Genomic DNA, 17,936 nt, shown 5'->3' on the forward strand with positions numbered 1-17,936 from the left:
TGACCGGAAGACGCGTCACCGCTCACGCCAGGGCCGATTGCGATCCGAGTCCATTCGACACCGCTCCGGTGTCCTCTGCGGCGAGCGCCGCGCACCGCGGGCGCGAAGCTTACGGGCAGCCCGCGACAGTGCGCCCGTATTCCACGGCTTCGGTCACGAACGGGTGCAGGGCCGCCGCATCGTCGTTGCGCGACGCGGTGGCGGCCTGTCGCGCAGCGCGTGCGGCGTCGCACTTGCCAGACGCCGCCAGCGCCGCCGCCTGCCATGCCTGGGCCTGACGCAAGCGCGGTGCCTGGGCAGACACGCCCGCGGCCTGCGCCCACGCGACCAGCGCACGCAGACGGGTGTCGGCGGCAAGCGCTTCACCGCGCAACAGTTCGACGCGCGCCAGCGCCACGTGTGCCTGCAACAGCGCCGCATGTTCGCGGAACGGGGGCGTGCGCAACTGCGCCGCGGCAATCTCGAACGCATCGGCGGGACAGCCATCGATGCGTGCGCGTTCGCACGCGAGCGCCCGCAGCGCGCGCGCCTGCGGCACGATGTAGAGCGGGTAGGACTGATCGCCGACGGAATCCGCAGCCTGCACCGCAAGCGCGGCGGCGCGGCGGTCGTCGTCCGACAGCAGGGCGATTTCCGCACGCAGCATGTCGCGGTAGCCGAAGCTGCGTCGGCGCCGCGGCTCGGGCAATGCGTCGATCAGTGCGTCCATCGCCTGCAGCTGACCGTCGGCGTCGTCGATGTCGCCGCGTTCGAGCTCGAGGCGGGCGCGCAGGCGTGCAAGCGTTGCATGGTCGATGCTGTCCGGCGGCATCGGGGCCAGCCAGCGCTGCAGGGCGTCGACATGCGTTTCGGCCGCCGCCAGGTCACCTAGCGCGAGTTCGGTGTCCGCCGCCATGATCAACTGCCCGAGCAGGGTGCGCGGCGGTTTGTCGAGCGCGACCTCGCGGTAGAGCGCGAGCGACTCGCCGAACAGCGTGCGTGCCTCGGTCAGGCGCCCTGCGTTGAACAGCGCCTGGGCAAGATTGCCGATCGGAAACACGCGCTGCAGGCTGCCCGGATCGAGGCGGCGATCGTCGATCGCCAGCGTGTGGCGGTACGCGGCGATGGCTTCGTCCAACCGGCCCATCGCTTCGAGCACGTAGCCGAGGTTGTTGTAGCCGCTGGCGGCGGAGCTGCTTTCCGGCCCGTGCGTGGCGATGCGCAGCGCCAGTTCGCGTTCGGCGTGGGGCAGCGCGGCGGCCGGATTGCCGGCTTCGTTTTCCAGCACGGCCAGGTCGGCAAGCAGTTCGATCCTGTCGGCCGCAGCCGCTGCATGCGTGGCCTGCCAGCGCTGCACCTCGCGCAGCAGCGGCGCGGCGCCGTCCATGTCGTCGTTGCGCATGCGGGCGCGTGCCAGTGCATGCGTGGCTTGCGTCCGCAGCGGGCTGTCGGGCGGCAACGCAGACTGCGCGATGGCGTGGGCGCGCTCGGCGAGCTGCAGCGATGCGCTGCGCTCGGCCAGTTGCGCCTGCAGCCGCGCGAACAGCAGCAACAGGTCGACACGCTGCGCCGCGCCGAGCGCACGGTCGGCCTCGACCTGGGATGCCGCCGTGTCGACCAGTTCACGCAGGCTCGGTGTGCGGCCTTCGGACAGTTGTTGCTGGATCGGCTCGAAGAACGATTCGACGAACGCGCGCGTGGTGTCGGCGCGCTGCGCTTCGGCGCGCGCGTTCGCGGCCTCGCGCCGCGCTTCGCCGGCCTGCCACAGCGCCAGTGCCAGGCTCGCGAGCATGCCGACGACGAACGCGAACGTCAGCGCCACGCCGCCGCGGTGGCGGCGCACGAAGGTGCGTGCGCGGTACCAGCGCGACGGCGGATGTGCGCGCACCGGGCGCGCGGCAAGGAAGCGTTCGACATCGTCGGCCAGCTCCTGCGCCGAGCCGTAGCGACGTTGCGGTTCCGGCGCCAGCGCCTTGCCGAGGATCGTCGCGAGATCGCCGCGCAGCGTCACGGGTGAAGGCGGTGCGCTGTCAGATGCCGTGCGCGCTGCGCGCTCCGCGCCGGGGCGCAGGCGCGCGTCGTTGGCGGGGCGGCGACCGAGCAGCAGCTCGTGCAGCACGATGCCGAGCGAATAGACATCGGTGGCGGTGGTCACCGGGCGCGCATCGAACTGCTCCGGCGCGGCGTATTCGGGCGTCATCGCGGCCAGCGTGGAGCGCGTGTGGCCGTCGTCGTCGTCGAGCAGTTTCGCGATGCCGAAATCGAGCAGCTTCACGTCGCCGTCGCGGGTGACGAGGATGTTGGAGGGCTTGAGGTCGCGATGCACGATCAGCTGCCGGTGCGCGGCCGCCACGGCGAGGCAGGCGGTGACGAACAGGCGCAGGCGCGCGTCGCGATCGAGCCCGCGCTCGGCCGCGTGCTGCGTAATGGGGACGCCATCGACGTACTCGAGCACGAGATACGGCACGCCGGCCTCGCTGACGCCGCCGTCGATCAGGTGCGCGATGTTGGGGTGCGACAATGCCGCCAGCGCGCGGCGTTCGCGCCGGAACAGGCGCTGCTGGTGTGCGGAGTAGAGCCCAACGCGCAGCAGCTTCACCGCGGCGATCTGGCGCACGGCGTCGTCGTCGCGTTCGCCGAGGAACACGGTGGCCATGCCGCCTTCGCCGAGGCAACGCACGAGTCGATATGCGCCGATGTGGCGCCCCACGAGCACGCTCGCCGGATCCTGTGCCGCGGCGTCGACGCGGCGCAGGCGTTCTTCGGGCGGCAGGTCGAGTGGGCCGTCGTCGGCGTCCGCCTGCCGCAGCAGCAGCGACAGCGCCGCGCGGTCGTCGTTATCGGCGATGTGCGCGGCGATCCACCCGGCGCGCGCGGCGGTCGGCAGCTCGAGCGCCGTGTCGAACGCATCGCGCAGGCGAACGCAGCGTTGCGGCGTCAGCAGGCGTGCGGCGGCGGTGTCATCGCTCATGGCCGGTGGAACGCTGTTCGGCCGTGGACTGGGACATGCCTGCGCCATCGCCGAGCCGCGCACGCAGGAAGCTGCGGGCGAAGTCCCAGTCGCGCTGTACCGTGCGCCGGTTGAGGCCCAGCGCATCGGCCACCTGCTCGCCGGTGAGGCCGGCGAAGTAGCGCAGTTCCACCACCTGCGCGACACGTGCGTCGATGCCTTCGAGCGCATCGAGCGCCTCGTCCAGCGCCAGCGCCTCGCTTGCATCGTCCACGGCCAGGCCAGGATCGGCGGCGTCGAGCGGCTGTCGCTCCCAGGCGCCGCCGGCGCGTTGCCGCAGCCGGTCGCGCGCGCGATCGCGCAGCAGGTGGCGCATTGCGCGTGCGGCATAGGCGAAGAACTGCGCCGGCGCGTCGAAGCCCAGATCGCGTCCTGTCTGCATGCGCAGGTAGAGCTCGTGCACCAGCGCCGTGGTCTGCAGCGTGGCGCCGTGCGCGGGCAGCTTGCGGCTCGCCATCGCCTTCAGCCGCTCGTAGACCTGGGTGAACAGCGCCTGCGCCGTCATCGTGCCGGCCGGCGTGTCGCCGGTGGGCGGATCAATGGCATCGGAGGGCGGGCCGCGCATGGCCGGGATTCTAGAGGCGTTTGGCGAAGGCCGGGCGGCTCATGCGATGCCCGGCAGACGGGCGTCGGGCAGCGTCCCGCCCGGCCGATGTCCCACATCCGTCGCCGACGGCGTTCATCGCAAGCACCGTCCGTCCGGAGTCGTCCGATGCCCTGGTTCCCGCTGCGTCACTCCTACGCCCTCCGTGCCCGCACCGGCGTCGCGCTGCTGCTGCTCGCCGTCGCCGCGCCTGCGGGAGCCCTCACGTATTCGGTCGGGCCCGGGGCCACCTGCACGCATGCAACGCTGCAGGCCGCGGTCGACGCCGCCGCGGCGAATCCGGGCCCGGACACGGTGCGCATCGTGCGCAACGCGACGTGGACCGCGCAGCAGATCAGCACCGACACCGACCAGGACCTCGAGATCGTCGGCGGTGTCGTCGCCTGCACCATTGTCGAACCGGACGGCAAGACCACGTTGTCCGGCGCCGGCGGCGAGGCGCGTTCGGTCATCGCGTTGCGCGGCAACGGCGTCTTCCGCCTTCGCAACCTCGTCATTCGCGACGGCGACCAGGCCGGCGACGACGACGGCGGCGGCATCCATTTCCAGGGTGGCGGGGTCGTCGAGATTTCCGACAGCGAGATCGTCGAGAACAGTGCCGACGCCGGCGGCGGAATCTACGCGCACGGCACGTCGGCCGCGGCAAAACTGGTGATCGGCGCGAACGTCACCGTCGCCTCGAACACCGCACGCAGCGACGGTGGCGGCATCAACACGCTGGACATCGAGACGACGATGGTCGCGCCCGGCAGCATCCTGCTCGCCAATACGGCCGGCGGCAGCGGCGGTGGCCTCTACTTCGCAACACTCGAACGCCGAACGACGGCCTACATCGGATCGACCGGCTTCGCGGATCTCGGTGCCGTGTATGGCAACACGGCCGCCATCGGCGGCGGCATCGCGGTAAGCATGGATCCGGACGAGTACCAGTCGGCGACGGTGCAGATCTTCAGCACCACGCCCGACACGCCCGTGCGCATCGCCGGCAACCACGCCACCCAGCGCGGCGGCGCCATCGATCTGCAGCCGCGTTACGACCCGGGGCTCACCGGCTTTCCGGGCTTCCCGTTCGGCACCATCGCGATCCTGCGTAATGCCGACATCATCAACAACACCTCGCCCGTCGCGGCGGCGATCAACCTGGCGCACGACAACTGGGGGCCGCTGGGTGCCAGCGCGATCGGCGGCCTCGTCTACTTCAACGAGGACGCGCCGGGCATCACGCTGCATCCGTCGGCGGCGCCGTGCCCGGTCGGTGCGCCGTGCGGCTACATCCGCTTCAACGACACGGTCAACGCCACCGGTGCCGTCGTGCATTTTTCCGAGGATGCGAACTTTTTCGGGTCGCGCATCGTGTTCGAAGGCAACCGCGGCGGCTGGCTGATGTACCTGTCCGGCGAGGAGGCGACGCGGCTGAACCTCGACAACAGTCTGATCACGCGCAACACCGTGGCGCATGCCTTGATCCGCGACGACCAGAATCAGGACGACGTCAATGCACTGGTCAACCTGCATCACCTCACCATCGCGGACAACATCATCGGCGCCAACGGCGTGCTGTCCATCAACGAAGACATGGTGCTGACGCGCAGCACCATCGACCAGCCCGGCAAGGCGCTGTTCGCCACCGATGTCGGAAGCAGTGGCGGCAATCGCGAAATCCAGTTCTCCCTTGCCACCACGACACCCACGGTGGCCGGCGCGCCGTACCAGCCGCCGCGCTTCGTCGACGCGGCGAACGGCGACTACATGCCGCGTGCCGGCGCGGCGGCGGTCGACTGGGCGCCGGCGCTGGAGGGTTTCGAGTTCGACCTGCATTCCCGTCCGCGTCCGGTCGATCTCGATCCGAACCTCAACGCCTACGGCCCGAGCGACATCGGCGCACTTGAGCGCCCCTCACTGCAACCGCTCGTGCTCAATTCCGATTTCGACGACGACACCCATCTGTGGACGGCGATCGGCGAGTTCGACTGGGACGGCACGCAGGACGCCCTCGGCGCCCCCGACTCGGGTTCGGTGCGCGTGCCGATGCCGACCGAGGTCGAAGGCAAGCGCGCGAAACGTGTCGGCGGCCTGTCGCAGTGCATCCACGTGCCCGGGCCGGGCAGCTACCTGCTCAACGGCTTCGGACGCGTGCTGCCGTCGAGCAACCCGCCGCTGGCGGCCAATCGCGTCTCGCTGGTGTGGGAACTGCGCAGCGACGGCGGCACGGACGGCTGCGAAGACGGGATTCCGACCGTCGGCGGCACGCATCTGCTCGCCGACACCGGTGCGTGGACGCGCCCCGCAACGCCCGCCGTGATCGAGGTGCCGTCCGCGCTGTGGACGCCGAACACGTCGATCACGCTCCGTTTCGATGTGGCGGGATCGTCCATCAACCCGCCCACGGGCTGGTTCGATGCGATCACGCTGGAGGTCGGCGGGGTCACCTCGTTCGACGGGTTTGCCGACGGATTCGAATGAGCCGGGCATGGTCGCGGCTGCCCGCGATCCGTCGGGTCGCGGCGGGTCACCCAATGCGGCAGGAAAAGGGCGTCCGCCGTATGGACCTGCAACCGGACGCTGAATTCGGTGCCGGCGACGATGCCTCAGCCCGCGCTCCTCACGACCGTGGCGCTCGAAGGGAACAGGTTGCCGGTCGGCGCGGTCGTCGATCTTCGTACGACAGCTTCGCGGCCCTTGGCGAGTTGGCAATCGGGGCGCGTTCTGCTTCAACGCGTCGTTGCCCCTGCATCCGGCCGCTGTCGCGTGCTCTGCCGCGCACCGTGCAGCCAAATCCGCAACAACCGCACCATCAACCTCCGGTGCGATCGTGCGCCTGTCCAGGGCAGCAGCGTTCGTGGCATCGCGCATGGCGATCCAGTGCAACAGCGGAGCTGGCCGCACCCCTGCCGGGCGAGGAGCGCACGTGCATTTCGCTGGATCGCAGCGTGTCGAGAACGCCACCGTCGAGCACGCGCTCATCCGGGAGGACCAGAACCGGGACGGCGACTTCCAGTTTGGGCGCGATGCCGATCCGCGTGTCGTTGTCGCCACCGTTCCGAAGTTCATGTTTGCAGCGGCGCTGCGATATGCTGGAGCGGCTGCGCGGTGGGGGGGCGCTGGGCTGTTGCAGGCATAGGTTGACGACGACGCGGCCGCGCGGGGCTGCGGGCGTCCTGGCACGGGGTGCGCGATGTCCAGGCAATTGGCGGTGGGGTTCGTGGCGGCGCTGGTGTGCATGCTGCTGGCGGCCGACGCATGGGCCGCGCGGCGCAGCGTGCGCATCGAGTTCGGCGGCGAGTGGACCGACTTCAACGACAGTCCGTCGATCGGCAGCGCGGGATGTCCGGGCACCACGGCCGGTTCGCCGCTGATCGCACGCGGCGGCTACACCTTCGCCGGCTACACGCCGCTCGCGGTGTCGGGCGAGAGTTACTGCCAGAGCACGGTCGCGAGCGAGTTCGATGCCGGCGACATTCCGGTCGACGAACCCGGCCTCGCGACCCTGGTCGCGCGCGCCAACGATGCGGTGCTCGGCATCCGCTACACCATCGCCAACGGCAGCCCGCTCGACCCGGCCACGCCGATCCGCTTCCAGTGGGCGTTCTACGACTTTCCCAACGGCGTGACCATCGCCGCGCTGTACGGGCTCGTCGACGATCTCGGCGACGACATCCCGGTGAGCGACGCCAGCACCTACCTGCGCGAAGGCGCGAGCACGCTGTGGGGCGGCGGCGAGGGCCTCGATGACGCGTACTTCTGTTTCGTCGACGGCGACTACGTCGGCCTGTGGAGCGGGGACGTGGACGAGCCGGGCTCGGCCTGCATGCAGCCGTTCGCGACGTTTTTCGCGGACGGTTTCGAGTAGGCCGCCACCGGCACGATGAACCAGGCACCGCGTTACCGCGCGTTCCTCAGTTACAGCCACCGCGACGCCGCCGTCGCCGGCCGCCTGCATCGGCGCCTGGAAGCGTTCCGGGTGCCCGCCGGCGTACGCGGACAGGCACAGGACGGCTTGCCCGCGCGGCTGGGCCCGGTGTTCCGCGACCGCGAGGAACTTGCGTCCGCCACGCGCCTGTCGGACAGCATCGAAGCCGCGCTCGACGAGTCCGCCGCGCTGATCGTGGTGTGTTCGCCGGCGGCCGCGGCCTCGCGCTGGGTTAACCAGGAGATCCTGCAGTTCCGCACGCGCCACCCGGCGCGCCCGGTGTTCGCCTTCGTCGTGGCGGGCGACCCGGGCGCCGACCCGCGCGTGGCGCCGGACACGGCCGCGCTGCCGCTCGCGCTGCTGCTCGAGGATCCCGCGCGCCCGGACGGGCCGCTGGGCGAGCCGCTCGCCGCGGACGCACGCGCGGCCGGCGACGGATTCGCGTCGGCAGTCCTGAAACTCGTCGCGGGCCTGCTCGGCCTGCGCTACGACGATCTGCGCCGCCGCGACGCGCGTCGCCGCCAGCGCCGCTGGACGGTCGCGGTCGCGGCCTCGCTGGCGCTGGCCGCGACGATGGCATGGCTGGCATGGGATGCCACGCGCGCGCGCGATGTGGCGCGTACCGCGCAGGCGCAGGCGGAGCTGGAGCTGCAGTCCGAACGCCAGACGCGCAATTTTCTGCTCTCGGTGTTCCGGCTGGCCGACGCCGAGCGCTCGCGCGGCGGCGATGTCACCGTGCGCGAGGTGCTCGATCGCGCGGTCCAGCGCATCGACGGCACGCGCTTCGCGCGCCCCGCGATCCGCGCGCGCTTCCTCGCGACGATGGGACAGGCGTATTCGAGCCTCGGGCTGCACAAGCGCAGTGCCGAACTGCTGCGCCAGTCGCTCGATGCGCTGCCCGCCGGCGACGCGGAGCCCGACGCGCTGGCGCAACGCATCGACAGCCTGATTGAGCTGGCCGACGTGGCCTACGCGATGGGCGACTACGACACCGCGACGCCGCTGCTCGATGCCGTCGACGCCGCCGCTGCCGGCGCCGCGCAGCGCGCGCGTGCCGCCAACGTGCGCGGCGACGTGCTCACCTACAGCGAGCGCGATGCCGACGCGATGGCGTCCTACGACCGCGCACTGGCGCTGGCGGACGCCGCTCGCCTCGGCGCCGAGGACGATGCGCTGCTGCGCAGCCGCAGTCTCACCGGGCTTGCGCTGCTGCAGCAGTACGCCGGCGACCACGCCGCGTCCGACCGCGGCTATGCCGCCGCGATCGCGCTGCTCGAACCGGCCGTCGGCGAGCTGCATCCGGCCACGATCGCCGCCATCGTCTCGCGCGGCTCCAACGCCTACGCCAGCGGCGACACCGCCACCGCGCAGGCCGCGTGGACGCGCGGCCTCGCGCTGGCGCAGCGGGTCTACGACGCCGACGGCCCGGAGATCGGCACGATCAAGAACAACCTCGGCCGCCTGCGCCTGGAAACCGGCGATCTGGCCGGCGCCGAAACCCTGCTGCGCGACGCGCTGCGCAGCGACCGCCTGCATCGCACACAGACCTTCGACGATCTGGTCTATCCGCTCGGCAACCTCGGCACCGTGCTGCTGTTCCGCGGCGAGGGCGAGCAGGCACGCGCGCTGTTCGACGAAGCGCTGCAGATCGCGGATGCGTCCGGCAGCGAACTGCGCGCGAGTCTTCTTGCCGCGCTTGCCGAGATCGACTGCGCCGCCGGGCGCAGCGCGAGCGGCATGGCGCTCGCGCAACGCGCGGTCGCCGCGGCGCCCGAGGCGGACTGGCGCGCTGCGGCTGCGGTGCTTGCGCTGAACCTGTGCCGCGTGGCTGCCGATCTGCCGGCGCCGCGCGCCGAGATCGACGCCGCACGCGCGACGATCCGCGCACGCTGGCCGCAGTCCAGCCCGTTCCGCCAGCACGCCGACGATCAGCACGCGGCGATCCTGCGCAAGCACGCCGCAGTCGCTCCGGTGCGCTGACCGCGTCACACCCCGGCCACTTCCTGAACGGCACGTCGCCGACGTTGCGCTTTCCGGCATCGATCCGCGTACTGACAGCCAACGTTCAAGAAAAGGGATTCGCCCCGATGCACCTGTTCCGCACCCCGTGGCTCGCGCCGCATCCGCAGCCGTCGCGCCGCGCTTCGTTTTCCGGCACGCGCGGTTTTGCGCGCCGGCTCGCCTGCCTCGTGGCCTCGCACCAGGCGCGCGAGCACGCCATGCCCACGCAGCTGCAATCGGGCGACGTGGTCTGCATCGTCGCGCCATCGCACGCGCAGCCGCTGGCGGCGTGATCCGCGCGCCGGCGCGCGCGCCACCGTGCGCGGCGCCCGGCGTTCACCCCGCCCGTGCGATGCTTCGCGGTCACTCGCCGTGGAGTCATCGCATGGGCAGCCACACCAGTCCTCTCGCCGGCAAGCCGGCCACCTGCGCACCGTTGCTCGACGTGCCGGCGCTGCTCGGCGCCTACGCCGACCTGCGGCCGGACGCCGCCGAGCCGTCGCAACGCGTCGCATTCGGTACGTCCGGCCACCGCGGCGTGCCGTTCGAACGAAACTTCAACGCCTGGCACGTGCTGGCCGTGTGCCAGGCGGTGTGCGATTACCGACGCGGCGCCGGCATCGACGGGCCGCTGTTCCTGGGCATCGACACGCACGCGCTGTCGCGCCCGGCGTTCGAGCACGCGCTCGAGGTGCTGGCCGCGAACGGCGTGCACACGATGATCGCGGCGCGCGACGATTTCACGCCGACGCCCGCCGTCTCGCACGCGATCCTCGTGTTCAACCGCGATCGCACCTCGGGCCTGGCGGACGGCATCGTCATCACTCCATCGCACAATCCGCCCGACAGCGGCGGCATCAAGTACAACCCGCCGAACGGCGGACCGGCCGATACCGACGTCACGCGCGTCATCCAGGAGCGCGCGAACGTTCTGCTGGCCGACGCGCTCGCCGGCGTGCGGCGCATGCCGTTCGCGCAGGCGCGGCGCGCGTCGACCACGCACCAACACGATTACCGCGAGAACTACATCGCCGATCTGCCCAGCGTGATCGATTTCGATGCGATCCGCGCCGCCGCCCTGCATCTGGGCGTCGATCCGCTCGGCGGTGCGGGCGTGCACTACTGGGCCCGCATCGCCGAAGCGCAGCGTCTGGACCTCACCGTGGTCAGCGGGCGCGTAGACCCGACGTTCGCCTTCATGAGCCTGGACTGGGACGGCAAGGTGCGCATGGACCCGTCGTCGTCGCATGCGATGCAGCGCCTGATCGGGCTGCGGAACGACTACGACGTGGCCTTCGCCTGCGATACCGATCACGATCGCCACGGCATCGTCACCCGCAGCGCGGGCCTGCTGCCGGCAAACCACTATCTCGCGGTGATGATCGACTACCTGTTCGGGCACCGCCCGCAGTGGCGCGCCGACGCCGGCATCGGCAAGACGGCAGTGAGCACGGCGTTGATCGATCGCATCGCGGCGCGCCTGCAGCGGCACCTCGTCGAGGTGCCGGTCGGCTTCAAATGGTTCGTCGCCGGGCTGGTCGACGGCAGCCTCGGTGTCGGTGTGGAGGAGAGTGCGGGCGCGAGCTTTGTTCGTCGCGACGGCAGCGCGTGGACCACGGACAAGGACGGCATCGTGCCGGCCTTGCTGGCCGCCGAACTCACCGCGCGTCTCGGGCAGGACCCGGGTGAACGCTACCGCGCATTGACGCGGGAACTGGGCGAGCCGTTTGCCAGCCGCATCGACGCGCCGGCCACGGCGGCCCAGAAAAAGACGCTCTCGAATCTGTCGCCGGCGCAGGTGACGCGCATGCAGCTTGCCGGCGAACCGGTGCTGCACGTGCTGGACCGCGCGCCGGGCAACGGTGCGGCGCTGGGCGGCATCAAGGTCGTCGCCGAGCACGGCTGGTTCGCGGCGCGGCCGTCGGGCACCGAGGACATCTACAAGATCTACGCCGAAAGTTTCCGCGGCCCCGAACATCTGGAGAGCGTGCTGGAGGAAGCGCAGGCCATGGTGGACGCCGCGCTGGCAGCCGGCTGACGCGGCGCAGCAACCGGCCGTGGCGGCATGGCAAACTAGCCGGCCACGGCGGCGCCGCGCCGCCCCTCGCGAGCGTTCCCGCGTCATGCTGCTGATGATCGACAACTACGACAGCTTCACCTGGAACCTGGTGCAGTACCTGCAGGAGCTCGGTGAAGAGGTGCGCGTGGAGCGCAACGACGCGGTCACCGTGGCGCAGATCCGGGCGATGGCGCCGACGCGCATCGTCATCTCGCCCGGCCCGTGCACGCCGAACGAGGCCGGGGTCTCGCTCGACGTGCTGCGCGAACTCGGTCCGACGATCCCCGTGCTGGGCGTGTGCCTCGGGCACCAGGCGCTCGGGCAGGCCTTCGGCGGCCACGTGATCCGCGCGAAGACGATCATGCACGGCAAGACCTCCGCAATCCGCCACCACGGACGCGGCGTGTTCGCCGGCTTGCCGGACGGCTACACCGCCACGCGCTACCACTCGCTCGTGGTCGAACGCGCCACGCTGCCCGATGCCCTTGAAGTCACCGCGTGGACCGACGACGCCGACGGCGGCATCGACGAGATCATGGGCCTGCGCCATCGCGAATTTCCGGTGGAAGGCGTGCAGTTCCACCCCGAATCGATCCTGACCCAGCACGGGCATGCGCTGCTGAAGAACTTCCTGCGGCACGGAGCGGCGCGCTGATGCCGATCACCCCGCAGGAAGCGCTCCAGCGCACCATCGAGCACCGCGAGATCTTCCACGACGAGATGGTCGACCTGATGCGCCAGATCATGCGCGGCGAGGTGTCGCCGCTGATGGTGTCGGCGATCCTCTCGGGCCTGCGCGTGAAGAAGGAAACCATCGGCGAGATCGCCGGCGCCGCGCAGGTGATGCGCGAGTTCGCGGCGAAAGTGGAGGTGGCCGACGCCTCGCGCTTCGTCGACATCGTCGGCACCGGCGGCGACGGCTCGCACACCTTCAACATCTCCACCGCCAGCATGTTCGTCGCTGCCGCGGCCGGGGTGAAGGTGGCCAAGCACGGCAATCGCAGCGTGTCGTCGAAGTCCGGCAGCGCGGACGTGCTGGAGGCGCTCGGCGCGGCGATCGAGCTGCAGCCGGCACAGGTGGCGCAGTGCATCGCGTCCACCGGCATCGGCTTCATGTTCGCGCCGATCCACCATCCGGCGATGCGCAACGTCGCGCCGGTGCGGCGCGAGATGGGCGTGCGCACGATCTTCAACATCCTCGGCCCGCTGACCAACCCCGCCGGTGCGCCGAACATCCTGATGGGCGTGTTTCATCCCGACCTCGTCGGCATCCAGGTGCGCGTGCTGCAGCGCCTGGGCGCGACGCGCGCGCTCGTGGTGTGGGGACGCGATGGCATGGACGAAATCTCGCTCGGCGCCGGCACCCTGGTCGGCGAGCTGCGCGACGGACAGATCCGCGAGTACGAGGTGCATCCGGAGGATTTCGGCATCGCGATGGCGTCGAGCCGCCATCTGCGGGTCGAGAACGCGTTCGAATCGAAGGCGATCCTGCTCGACGTGCTGGCCGACACGCCCGGCCATGCGCGCGAGATCGTCGCGCTCAACGCGGGCGCCGCGCTGTACGTGGCCGGTCAGGTGGTGAGCATCGGCGACGGTGTGGTGCGCGCGCGCGAGGTCATCGCCAGCGGCGCGGCGCGCGCCAGGCTCGACGAATTCGTCGCGTTCACGCGCATGCTCGCCGACACGCCGGCGGGCAGGGGATAATCGCCTCTCCCGTTCACCGCGAGCCGCTTCCCGCAAGCCGCTCCCCGCAAGGCCGACGTTCCATGAGCGAAAACGCGTTGTCCAGCATGCCCCGGCCGCCGTACTACGCGGTGATTTTCAGTTCGCAGCGCACTGCGCACGACGATGCGGCGTACGGCGCCGCGGCGCAGCGCATGGTCGAGCTCGCGCGCACGCAGCCGGGCTTTCTCGGAGTGGAGTCGGCGCGTGGCGCGGACGGATTCGGCATCACCGTCTCGTACTGGGACAGCGAGGACGCCATCGCCGCGTGGCGCAACCACGCCGAACATGCCGCCACGCGCGAACGCGGCCGGCGCGAGTGGTACGCGGGTTTCGACCTGCGCGTGGCGAAGGTGGAGCGCGCCTACGGCCGGTCCGTGCCCGCGACACCCGCCCGGGCCGACGCACCATGAGCGACATCCTGCACGCCATCCTTGCGCGCAAGGCCGACGAGGTGCGCGAACGCAGCGCGCGCGTGCCGCTCGACGATCTCGTCGCGCGCTGCGCGGACCTGCCCGATCCGCGCGGCTTCGCCGATGCGATCGAAGCAAGGATCGCCGCGGGCCGGCCCGCCGTCATCGCCGAGATCAAGAAGGCCAGCCCGTCGAAGGGCGTGATCCGCGCCGATTTCGATCCCGCCGCCATCGCGCGCAGCTACGAGGCCGGCGGCGCGGCCTGCCTGTCCGTGCTCACCGACATCGATTTTTTCCAGGGCGCCGATGCCTATCTGCAACAGGCACGCGAGGCCTGCACCCTGCCGGTGCTGCGCAAGGATTTCATCGTCGATCCGTATCAGGTGTTCGAGGCGCGCGCGCTCGGCGCCGACTGCATCCTGCTCATCGCCGCCGCGCTCGACGACGGCGCGCTGCTCGAGCTGAGCCTGCTGGCGGCCGACCTCGATCTCGACGTGCTGCTGGAAGTGCACGACGGCGACGAACTCGAGCGTGCGCTCGCACTGCCGGTGCAGCTCATCGGCATCAACAACCGCAATCTGCGCACGTTCGAAACCTCGCTCGCCACCACGCTGCAGTTGCGCGAACGCGTGCCGGACGATCGCATCCTCGTCACCGAAAGCGGCATCCTCGCGCCCGGCGACGTCGCTACGATGCGCGCAGCCGGCGTGCATGCCTTCCTCGTGGGCGAGGCCTTCATGCGCGCACCCGAGCCGGGCGAGGCGCTGCAGCGGATGTTCGCCGCGTGAGCCGTGCCGGCGTCGATCCGGTCACCGCCGCGGACGCGGATCTGGTCGTCTTCGACTTCGACAACACGCTCGTGCGTGGCGACTCCGGCGGCGCGCTGGTCGCGTGGCTCCTGCGCCGGTCGCCGTGGCGCACCGCACTCGCCGTGCTGGCGGCCGTGGTCCTCGGGCCGATGATCGCGATGTTGCCGACGCGGCGCGTCGGAATCTCCGGCTTCGTGTGGATCGCAACGTTCGGACTGCGTGGCCGGCGCGACTTCGACACGCTGATCGACGACTACGTGCTGCGCAACGAGCAGAACCTGCGCGGCCGCATCCTGCCGCAGGCCATCGACGTGCTGCATCGGCACCGCGAGGCCGGCGACCGCGTGGTGGTCGCCACCGGCGCGCCGCCGGAGCTGGCGCGCGCGGTGCTGGCGTTCGTCGCGCACGAGGACGTGCCGGTGGTCGGGACCCAGGTCGGCCGACGCTTCGGTGCGGTCATCGCGCAGCGGCACTGCCACGCGGAAAACAAGCTGGTGATGCTGCGCGAGGCCGGCTTCGACGGCCCCATCGTCCGCGCCTACACCGACAGCACCGCCGACATGCCGCTGCTGCGCGCGGCGCGGCATCCGGTGGTGGTGAATCCGAAGCCATCGGCGCGGGACGACTTCCGCAAGGTGCTCGGCGGGGACGTCGACATGCGCGACTGGGGTGCGCGGGGCTGAGGCTGCGTCGTTCGGGATCGAGGCAAGGACGAGGCGCCTTTCCCTCATCCGCCTGCGTTCGGCCAGCGGTAGCTGCCTCACCCTTCTCCCGACGGGAGAAGGATTCAGGCATGTAGCGTCCAGTTCTGGCAAAGCGCCCGGCCGAGCGTTCCTTCTCCCATGGGGAGAAGGTGCCGGCAGGCGGATGAGGGAGAGGCCTCCCAGGCAGCCGCACATCCGAAAAACACAAGCGTCAACCCTCAAGCCCGCTTGTGAAACACCACGATCGTCTTGCCCCGCGCCTGCAGCATCCCCTGTTCCTCCAGCTGCTTGAGCACGCGCCCGGCCATTTCGCGCGAGCAGCCGACGATGCGCGCCAGCTCCTGTCGCGACACGCGGATCTGCGTGCCGAGCGGGTGGCTCATCGCGTCGGGTTCCTGGCACAGATCGAGCACCGTGCTCGCGATGCGGTTGGTGACGTCCATGAAGGCGAGCCGGCTCGCCTTGCGGTTGGTGTGCAGCAGCCTGCGCGTGAGCTGGCTGCCGATGGCGTAGAGGATGCGCGGGCATTCCTCGATGAGCGGGCCGGCGAACAGCGCATGCAGCCGGTCGTAGCTGATTTCCGCCAGCTCGCACACGGTGCGCGTGCGCAGCAGCACCTCGCGCTGCGGCGCGGAGATGAAGATGCCGGTCTCGCCGATGAAGTCGCCGGCGTTGATGTAGCTCAACACCAGTTCGCGCCCGTCCTCCTCTTCGCTCAGCACGCTCAGCGAGCCGCTGATCACGTAGTACATGCTGCTGGCCGGATCGCCCGGCCGGAAGATATCCGAGCGGCTCGCATAGCGGCGGCGATGGCAGTGCGCGAGGAAGCGCTCGATCGTGACCGAGCCGGGCGTGAGGTCCGGTGGCGTCACAGGTCGTCGCAGCGCGGTGCGCAGCAGATAGGTGGTGTCGTTCATGGCATCCCCGGAAAGCCGTCTCCACAGATTAGATCGTCAGCACCTGTTCATCAAACGGCAATTGGAAGGATTGCAGACTCCACGGGTTCATTCCGTCGCCGGTTTGCCGGATAATCGGCGCTCCCCACTCTTCCTGCCGAGGCCCACCGCCGTGGTCAAACCACTGCCGCGCCTGAAGCTGCAAGGCTTCAACAATCTCACCAAGGCGCTGAGCTTCAACATCTACGATGTCTGCTACGCGGTCACCGAAGACCAGCGCCAGCGCTACATCGAGTACATCGACGAGGTGTACAACGCCGAGCGGCTGACGCAGATCCTCACGGATGTCGCCGAGATCATCGGCGCCAACATCCTCAACGTCGCGCGCCAGGACTACGATCCGCAGGGCGCGTCGGTGACCATCCTCATCTCCGAGGAGCCGGTCATCGACAAGAAGCAGGCCGGCAAGGAAGTGCTCAGCGGCGCGATGCGCGAACACCAGGAAGCGGGCGATGCCAGCGTGGTGGCGCACCTGGACAAGAGCCACATCACGGTGCACACCTATCCGGAAACGCATCCGCAGAACGGTATCGCCACCTTCCGCGCCGACATCGACGTGGCCACCTGCGGCGTGATCTCGCCGCTGAAGGCGCTGAACTACCTGATCGAGAGCTTCGAGTCGGACATCGTGGTGATGGACTACCGCGTGCGCGGCTTCACCCGCGACGTGAAGGGCAAGAAGCACTACATCGACCACCGAATCAACTCGATCCAGGACTTCCTGGCCAAGCACATCCGCAACAAGTACGAGATGTTCGACGTGAACGTCTACCAGGAAAACATCTTCCACACCAAGATGCACGTGAAGGATTTCGACCTGGACACGTATCTGTTCGAGGAGAAGGCGAAGAACCTCTCGTTCAAGGACCGCCAGCGCATCGAGATGCAGCTGCGGCGCGAGATCGAGGAACTGTTCCACGGGCGCAACCTCGACTGAGGTCGGGAACGCCCACCACGCGGGACGACCCGCGCGCGGCGAACGCCGCGAAACGATGTGCCGACGACGGCCCGGAGCGATCCGGGCCGTTGCCGTTTCTGCAGGAGGGAAACGGCAACGGTCCCGGACGCACAGTCCGCGGCGTGGCCGCGATGGCGAAGCAGGAGAACGACGATGGCGTGGATCTGTCTGGTGACGGCGGGGGTGCTGGAGATCGTGTGGGCGGTGGGCCTCAAATGGTCGGACGGCTTCAGCAGGCCGTGGCCGAGCGTGGTGATGGGCGCGGCGCTGGTGGCGAGCTTCTGGCTGCTGGCGCTGGCGCTGCGCGAGATCCCGCTCGGGACCGGTTACGCGGTGTGGGTCGGCATCGGTGCGGTGGGCGCGGCGGTGTTCGGCATGCTGGTGTTCGACGAGCCGGCGTCGCTGGCGCGCGTGGGCTGCATCGTGCTGATCGTGGCGGGGATCGTCGGATTGAAGCTCACGTCGGGGACTGTGTAGAGGCGTCGATCGGCCGCCGCTTGGGCACCACCCGAAGCCGTGTCGCCCGCGTCCCGGACCGGTCGACCGAAGCCCGAAAGCCCCTCTCCCTGCGGGAGAGGGGTTGGGGCGAGGGTCCGGCGAGGCCCGGGCGAATCAACCTCTCTTGAAGATCGGCTCGTGGTTACTACAGTCAAACGCCGGGACCCTCATGCTTCCATGCAGGGTCAGGCGAGATTGCCTCGCATCGCTCCGCGCGGACCCTTATGTCTTCGCCCCTCGCTATTGTCGAGGTGCCGAGAGCCGGCCAGCCCACCCGATAGACCCTGGGTCTTGCGACCGTGGATGAGCCTGG

15 protein-coding genes are annotated in these 17,936 nt (G+C 70.1%); 12 read left to right on the forward strand and 3 right to left on the reverse strand.

Annotated elements, in window-relative coordinates:
- Positions 1–109: 109 nt before the first annotated feature.
- Positions 110–2,950 carry a serine/threonine-protein kinase gene (locus tag HNQ52_RS08545; protein ID WP_183960676.1) on the reverse strand — a complete coding sequence of 947 codons (2,841 nt, stop codon included), beginning with the start codon at positions 2,948–2,950 and terminating at the stop codon, positions 110–112.
- Positions 2,940–3,554, reverse strand: coding sequence for an ECF-type sigma factor (locus HNQ52_RS08550; protein WP_183960677.1), 615 nt, complete (start codon positions 3,552–3,554; stop codon positions 2,940–2,942). The genes HNQ52_RS08545 and HNQ52_RS08550 overlap by 11 nt, the downstream gene beginning before the upstream one ends.
- A 147-nt stretch (positions 3,555–3,701) precedes the next feature.
- On the opposite strand from HNQ52_RS08550, the gene HNQ52_RS08555 reads away from it, so the two are divergent.
- The 10 genes from HNQ52_RS08555 (at position 3,702) to HNQ52_RS08600 (ending at position 15,190) form a co-directional block, all read left to right on the forward strand.
- The gene (locus HNQ52_RS08555; protein ID WP_183960678.1) at positions 3,702–6,056 is read left to right on the forward strand and encodes an autotransporter outer membrane beta-barrel domain-containing protein; all 2,355 of its coding nucleotides are present in this window, start codon (positions 3,702–3,704) and stop codon (positions 6,054–6,056) included.
- A gap of 712 nt (positions 6,057–6,768) precedes the next feature.
- On the forward strand, positions 6,769–7,443 hold the full coding sequence (locus HNQ52_RS08560) for a hypothetical protein (protein ID WP_183960679.1): 675 nt from the start codon (positions 6,769–6,771) through the stop codon (positions 7,441–7,443).
- Positions 7,444–7,458: 15 nt separating this feature from the next.
- The gene (locus tag HNQ52_RS08565) at positions 7,459–9,483 is read left to right on the forward strand and encodes a toll/interleukin-1 receptor domain-containing protein (protein ID WP_183960680.1); all 2,025 of its coding nucleotides are present in this window, start codon (positions 7,459–7,461) and stop codon (positions 9,481–9,483) included.
- 107 nt (positions 9,484–9,590) lie between these two features.
- Complete coding sequence (locus HNQ52_RS08570; protein WP_183960681.1) at positions 9,591–9,797, forward strand: hypothetical protein; 207 nt, start codon at positions 9,591–9,593, stop codon at positions 9,795–9,797.
- Positions 9,798–9,889: 92 nt separating this feature from the next.
- On the forward strand, positions 9,890–11,542 hold the full coding sequence (pgm, locus tag HNQ52_RS08575; protein ID WP_183960682.1) for a phosphoglucomutase (alpha-D-glucose-1,6-bisphosphate-dependent): 1,653 nt from the start codon (positions 9,890–9,892) through the stop codon (positions 11,540–11,542).
- An 85-nt stretch (positions 11,543–11,627) separates the two neighbouring features.
- A complete protein-coding gene (locus HNQ52_RS08580; RefSeq protein ID WP_183960683.1) occupies positions 11,628–12,218 on the forward strand; it encodes an anthranilate synthase component II in 591 nt (196 codons plus the stop codon).
- Positions 12,218–13,267: an anthranilate phosphoribosyltransferase gene (trpD, locus tag HNQ52_RS08585; RefSeq protein ID WP_183960684.1), complete on the forward strand. Its 1,050-nt coding sequence runs from the start codon at positions 12,218–12,220 to the stop codon at positions 13,265–13,267. Before HNQ52_RS08580 ends, trpD begins: the two co-directional genes overlap by 1 nt.
- Before the next feature lie 62 nt (positions 13,268–13,329).
- On the forward strand, positions 13,330–13,698 hold the full coding sequence (locus HNQ52_RS08590; RefSeq protein ID WP_183960685.1) for an antibiotic biosynthesis monooxygenase family protein: 369 nt from the start codon (positions 13,330–13,332) through the stop codon (positions 13,696–13,698).
- Complete coding sequence (trpC, locus tag HNQ52_RS08595) at positions 13,695–14,486, forward strand: indole-3-glycerol phosphate synthase TrpC (RefSeq protein WP_183960686.1); 792 nt, start codon at positions 13,695–13,697, stop codon at positions 14,484–14,486. The genes HNQ52_RS08590 and trpC overlap by 4 nt, the downstream gene beginning before the upstream one ends.
- A complete protein-coding gene (locus HNQ52_RS08600; RefSeq protein WP_183960687.1) occupies positions 14,483–15,190 on the forward strand; it encodes a haloacid dehalogenase-like hydrolase in 708 nt (235 codons plus the stop codon). Before trpC ends, HNQ52_RS08600 begins: the two co-directional genes overlap by 4 nt.
- A 239-nt stretch (positions 15,191–15,429) precedes the next feature.
- Here HNQ52_RS08600 and crp read toward each other — a convergent pair whose 3' ends face one another.
- Entirely contained in the window at positions 15,430–16,128 is a 699-nt protein-coding gene (crp, locus tag HNQ52_RS08605; protein ID WP_183960688.1) for a cAMP-activated global transcriptional regulator CRP, read from the reverse strand.
- A gap of 151 nt (positions 16,129–16,279) precedes the next feature.
- On the opposite strand from crp, the gene speD reads away from it, so the two are divergent.
- A complete protein-coding gene (gene speD / locus HNQ52_RS08610) occupies positions 16,280–17,104 on the forward strand; it encodes an adenosylmethionine decarboxylase (RefSeq protein WP_183960689.1) in 825 nt (274 codons plus the stop codon).
- 174 nt (positions 17,105–17,278) lie between these two features.
- Positions 17,279–17,602: a DMT family transporter gene (locus HNQ52_RS08615; protein WP_183960690.1), complete on the forward strand. Its 324-nt coding sequence runs from the start codon at positions 17,279–17,281 to the stop codon at positions 17,600–17,602.
- Positions 17,603–17,936 lie beyond the last annotated feature (334 nt).

This window comes from Chiayiivirga flava, from assembly GCF_014202825.1.
GTDB lineage: Bacteria > Pseudomonadota > Gammaproteobacteria > Xanthomonadales > Xanthomonadaceae > Chiayiivirga > Chiayiivirga flava.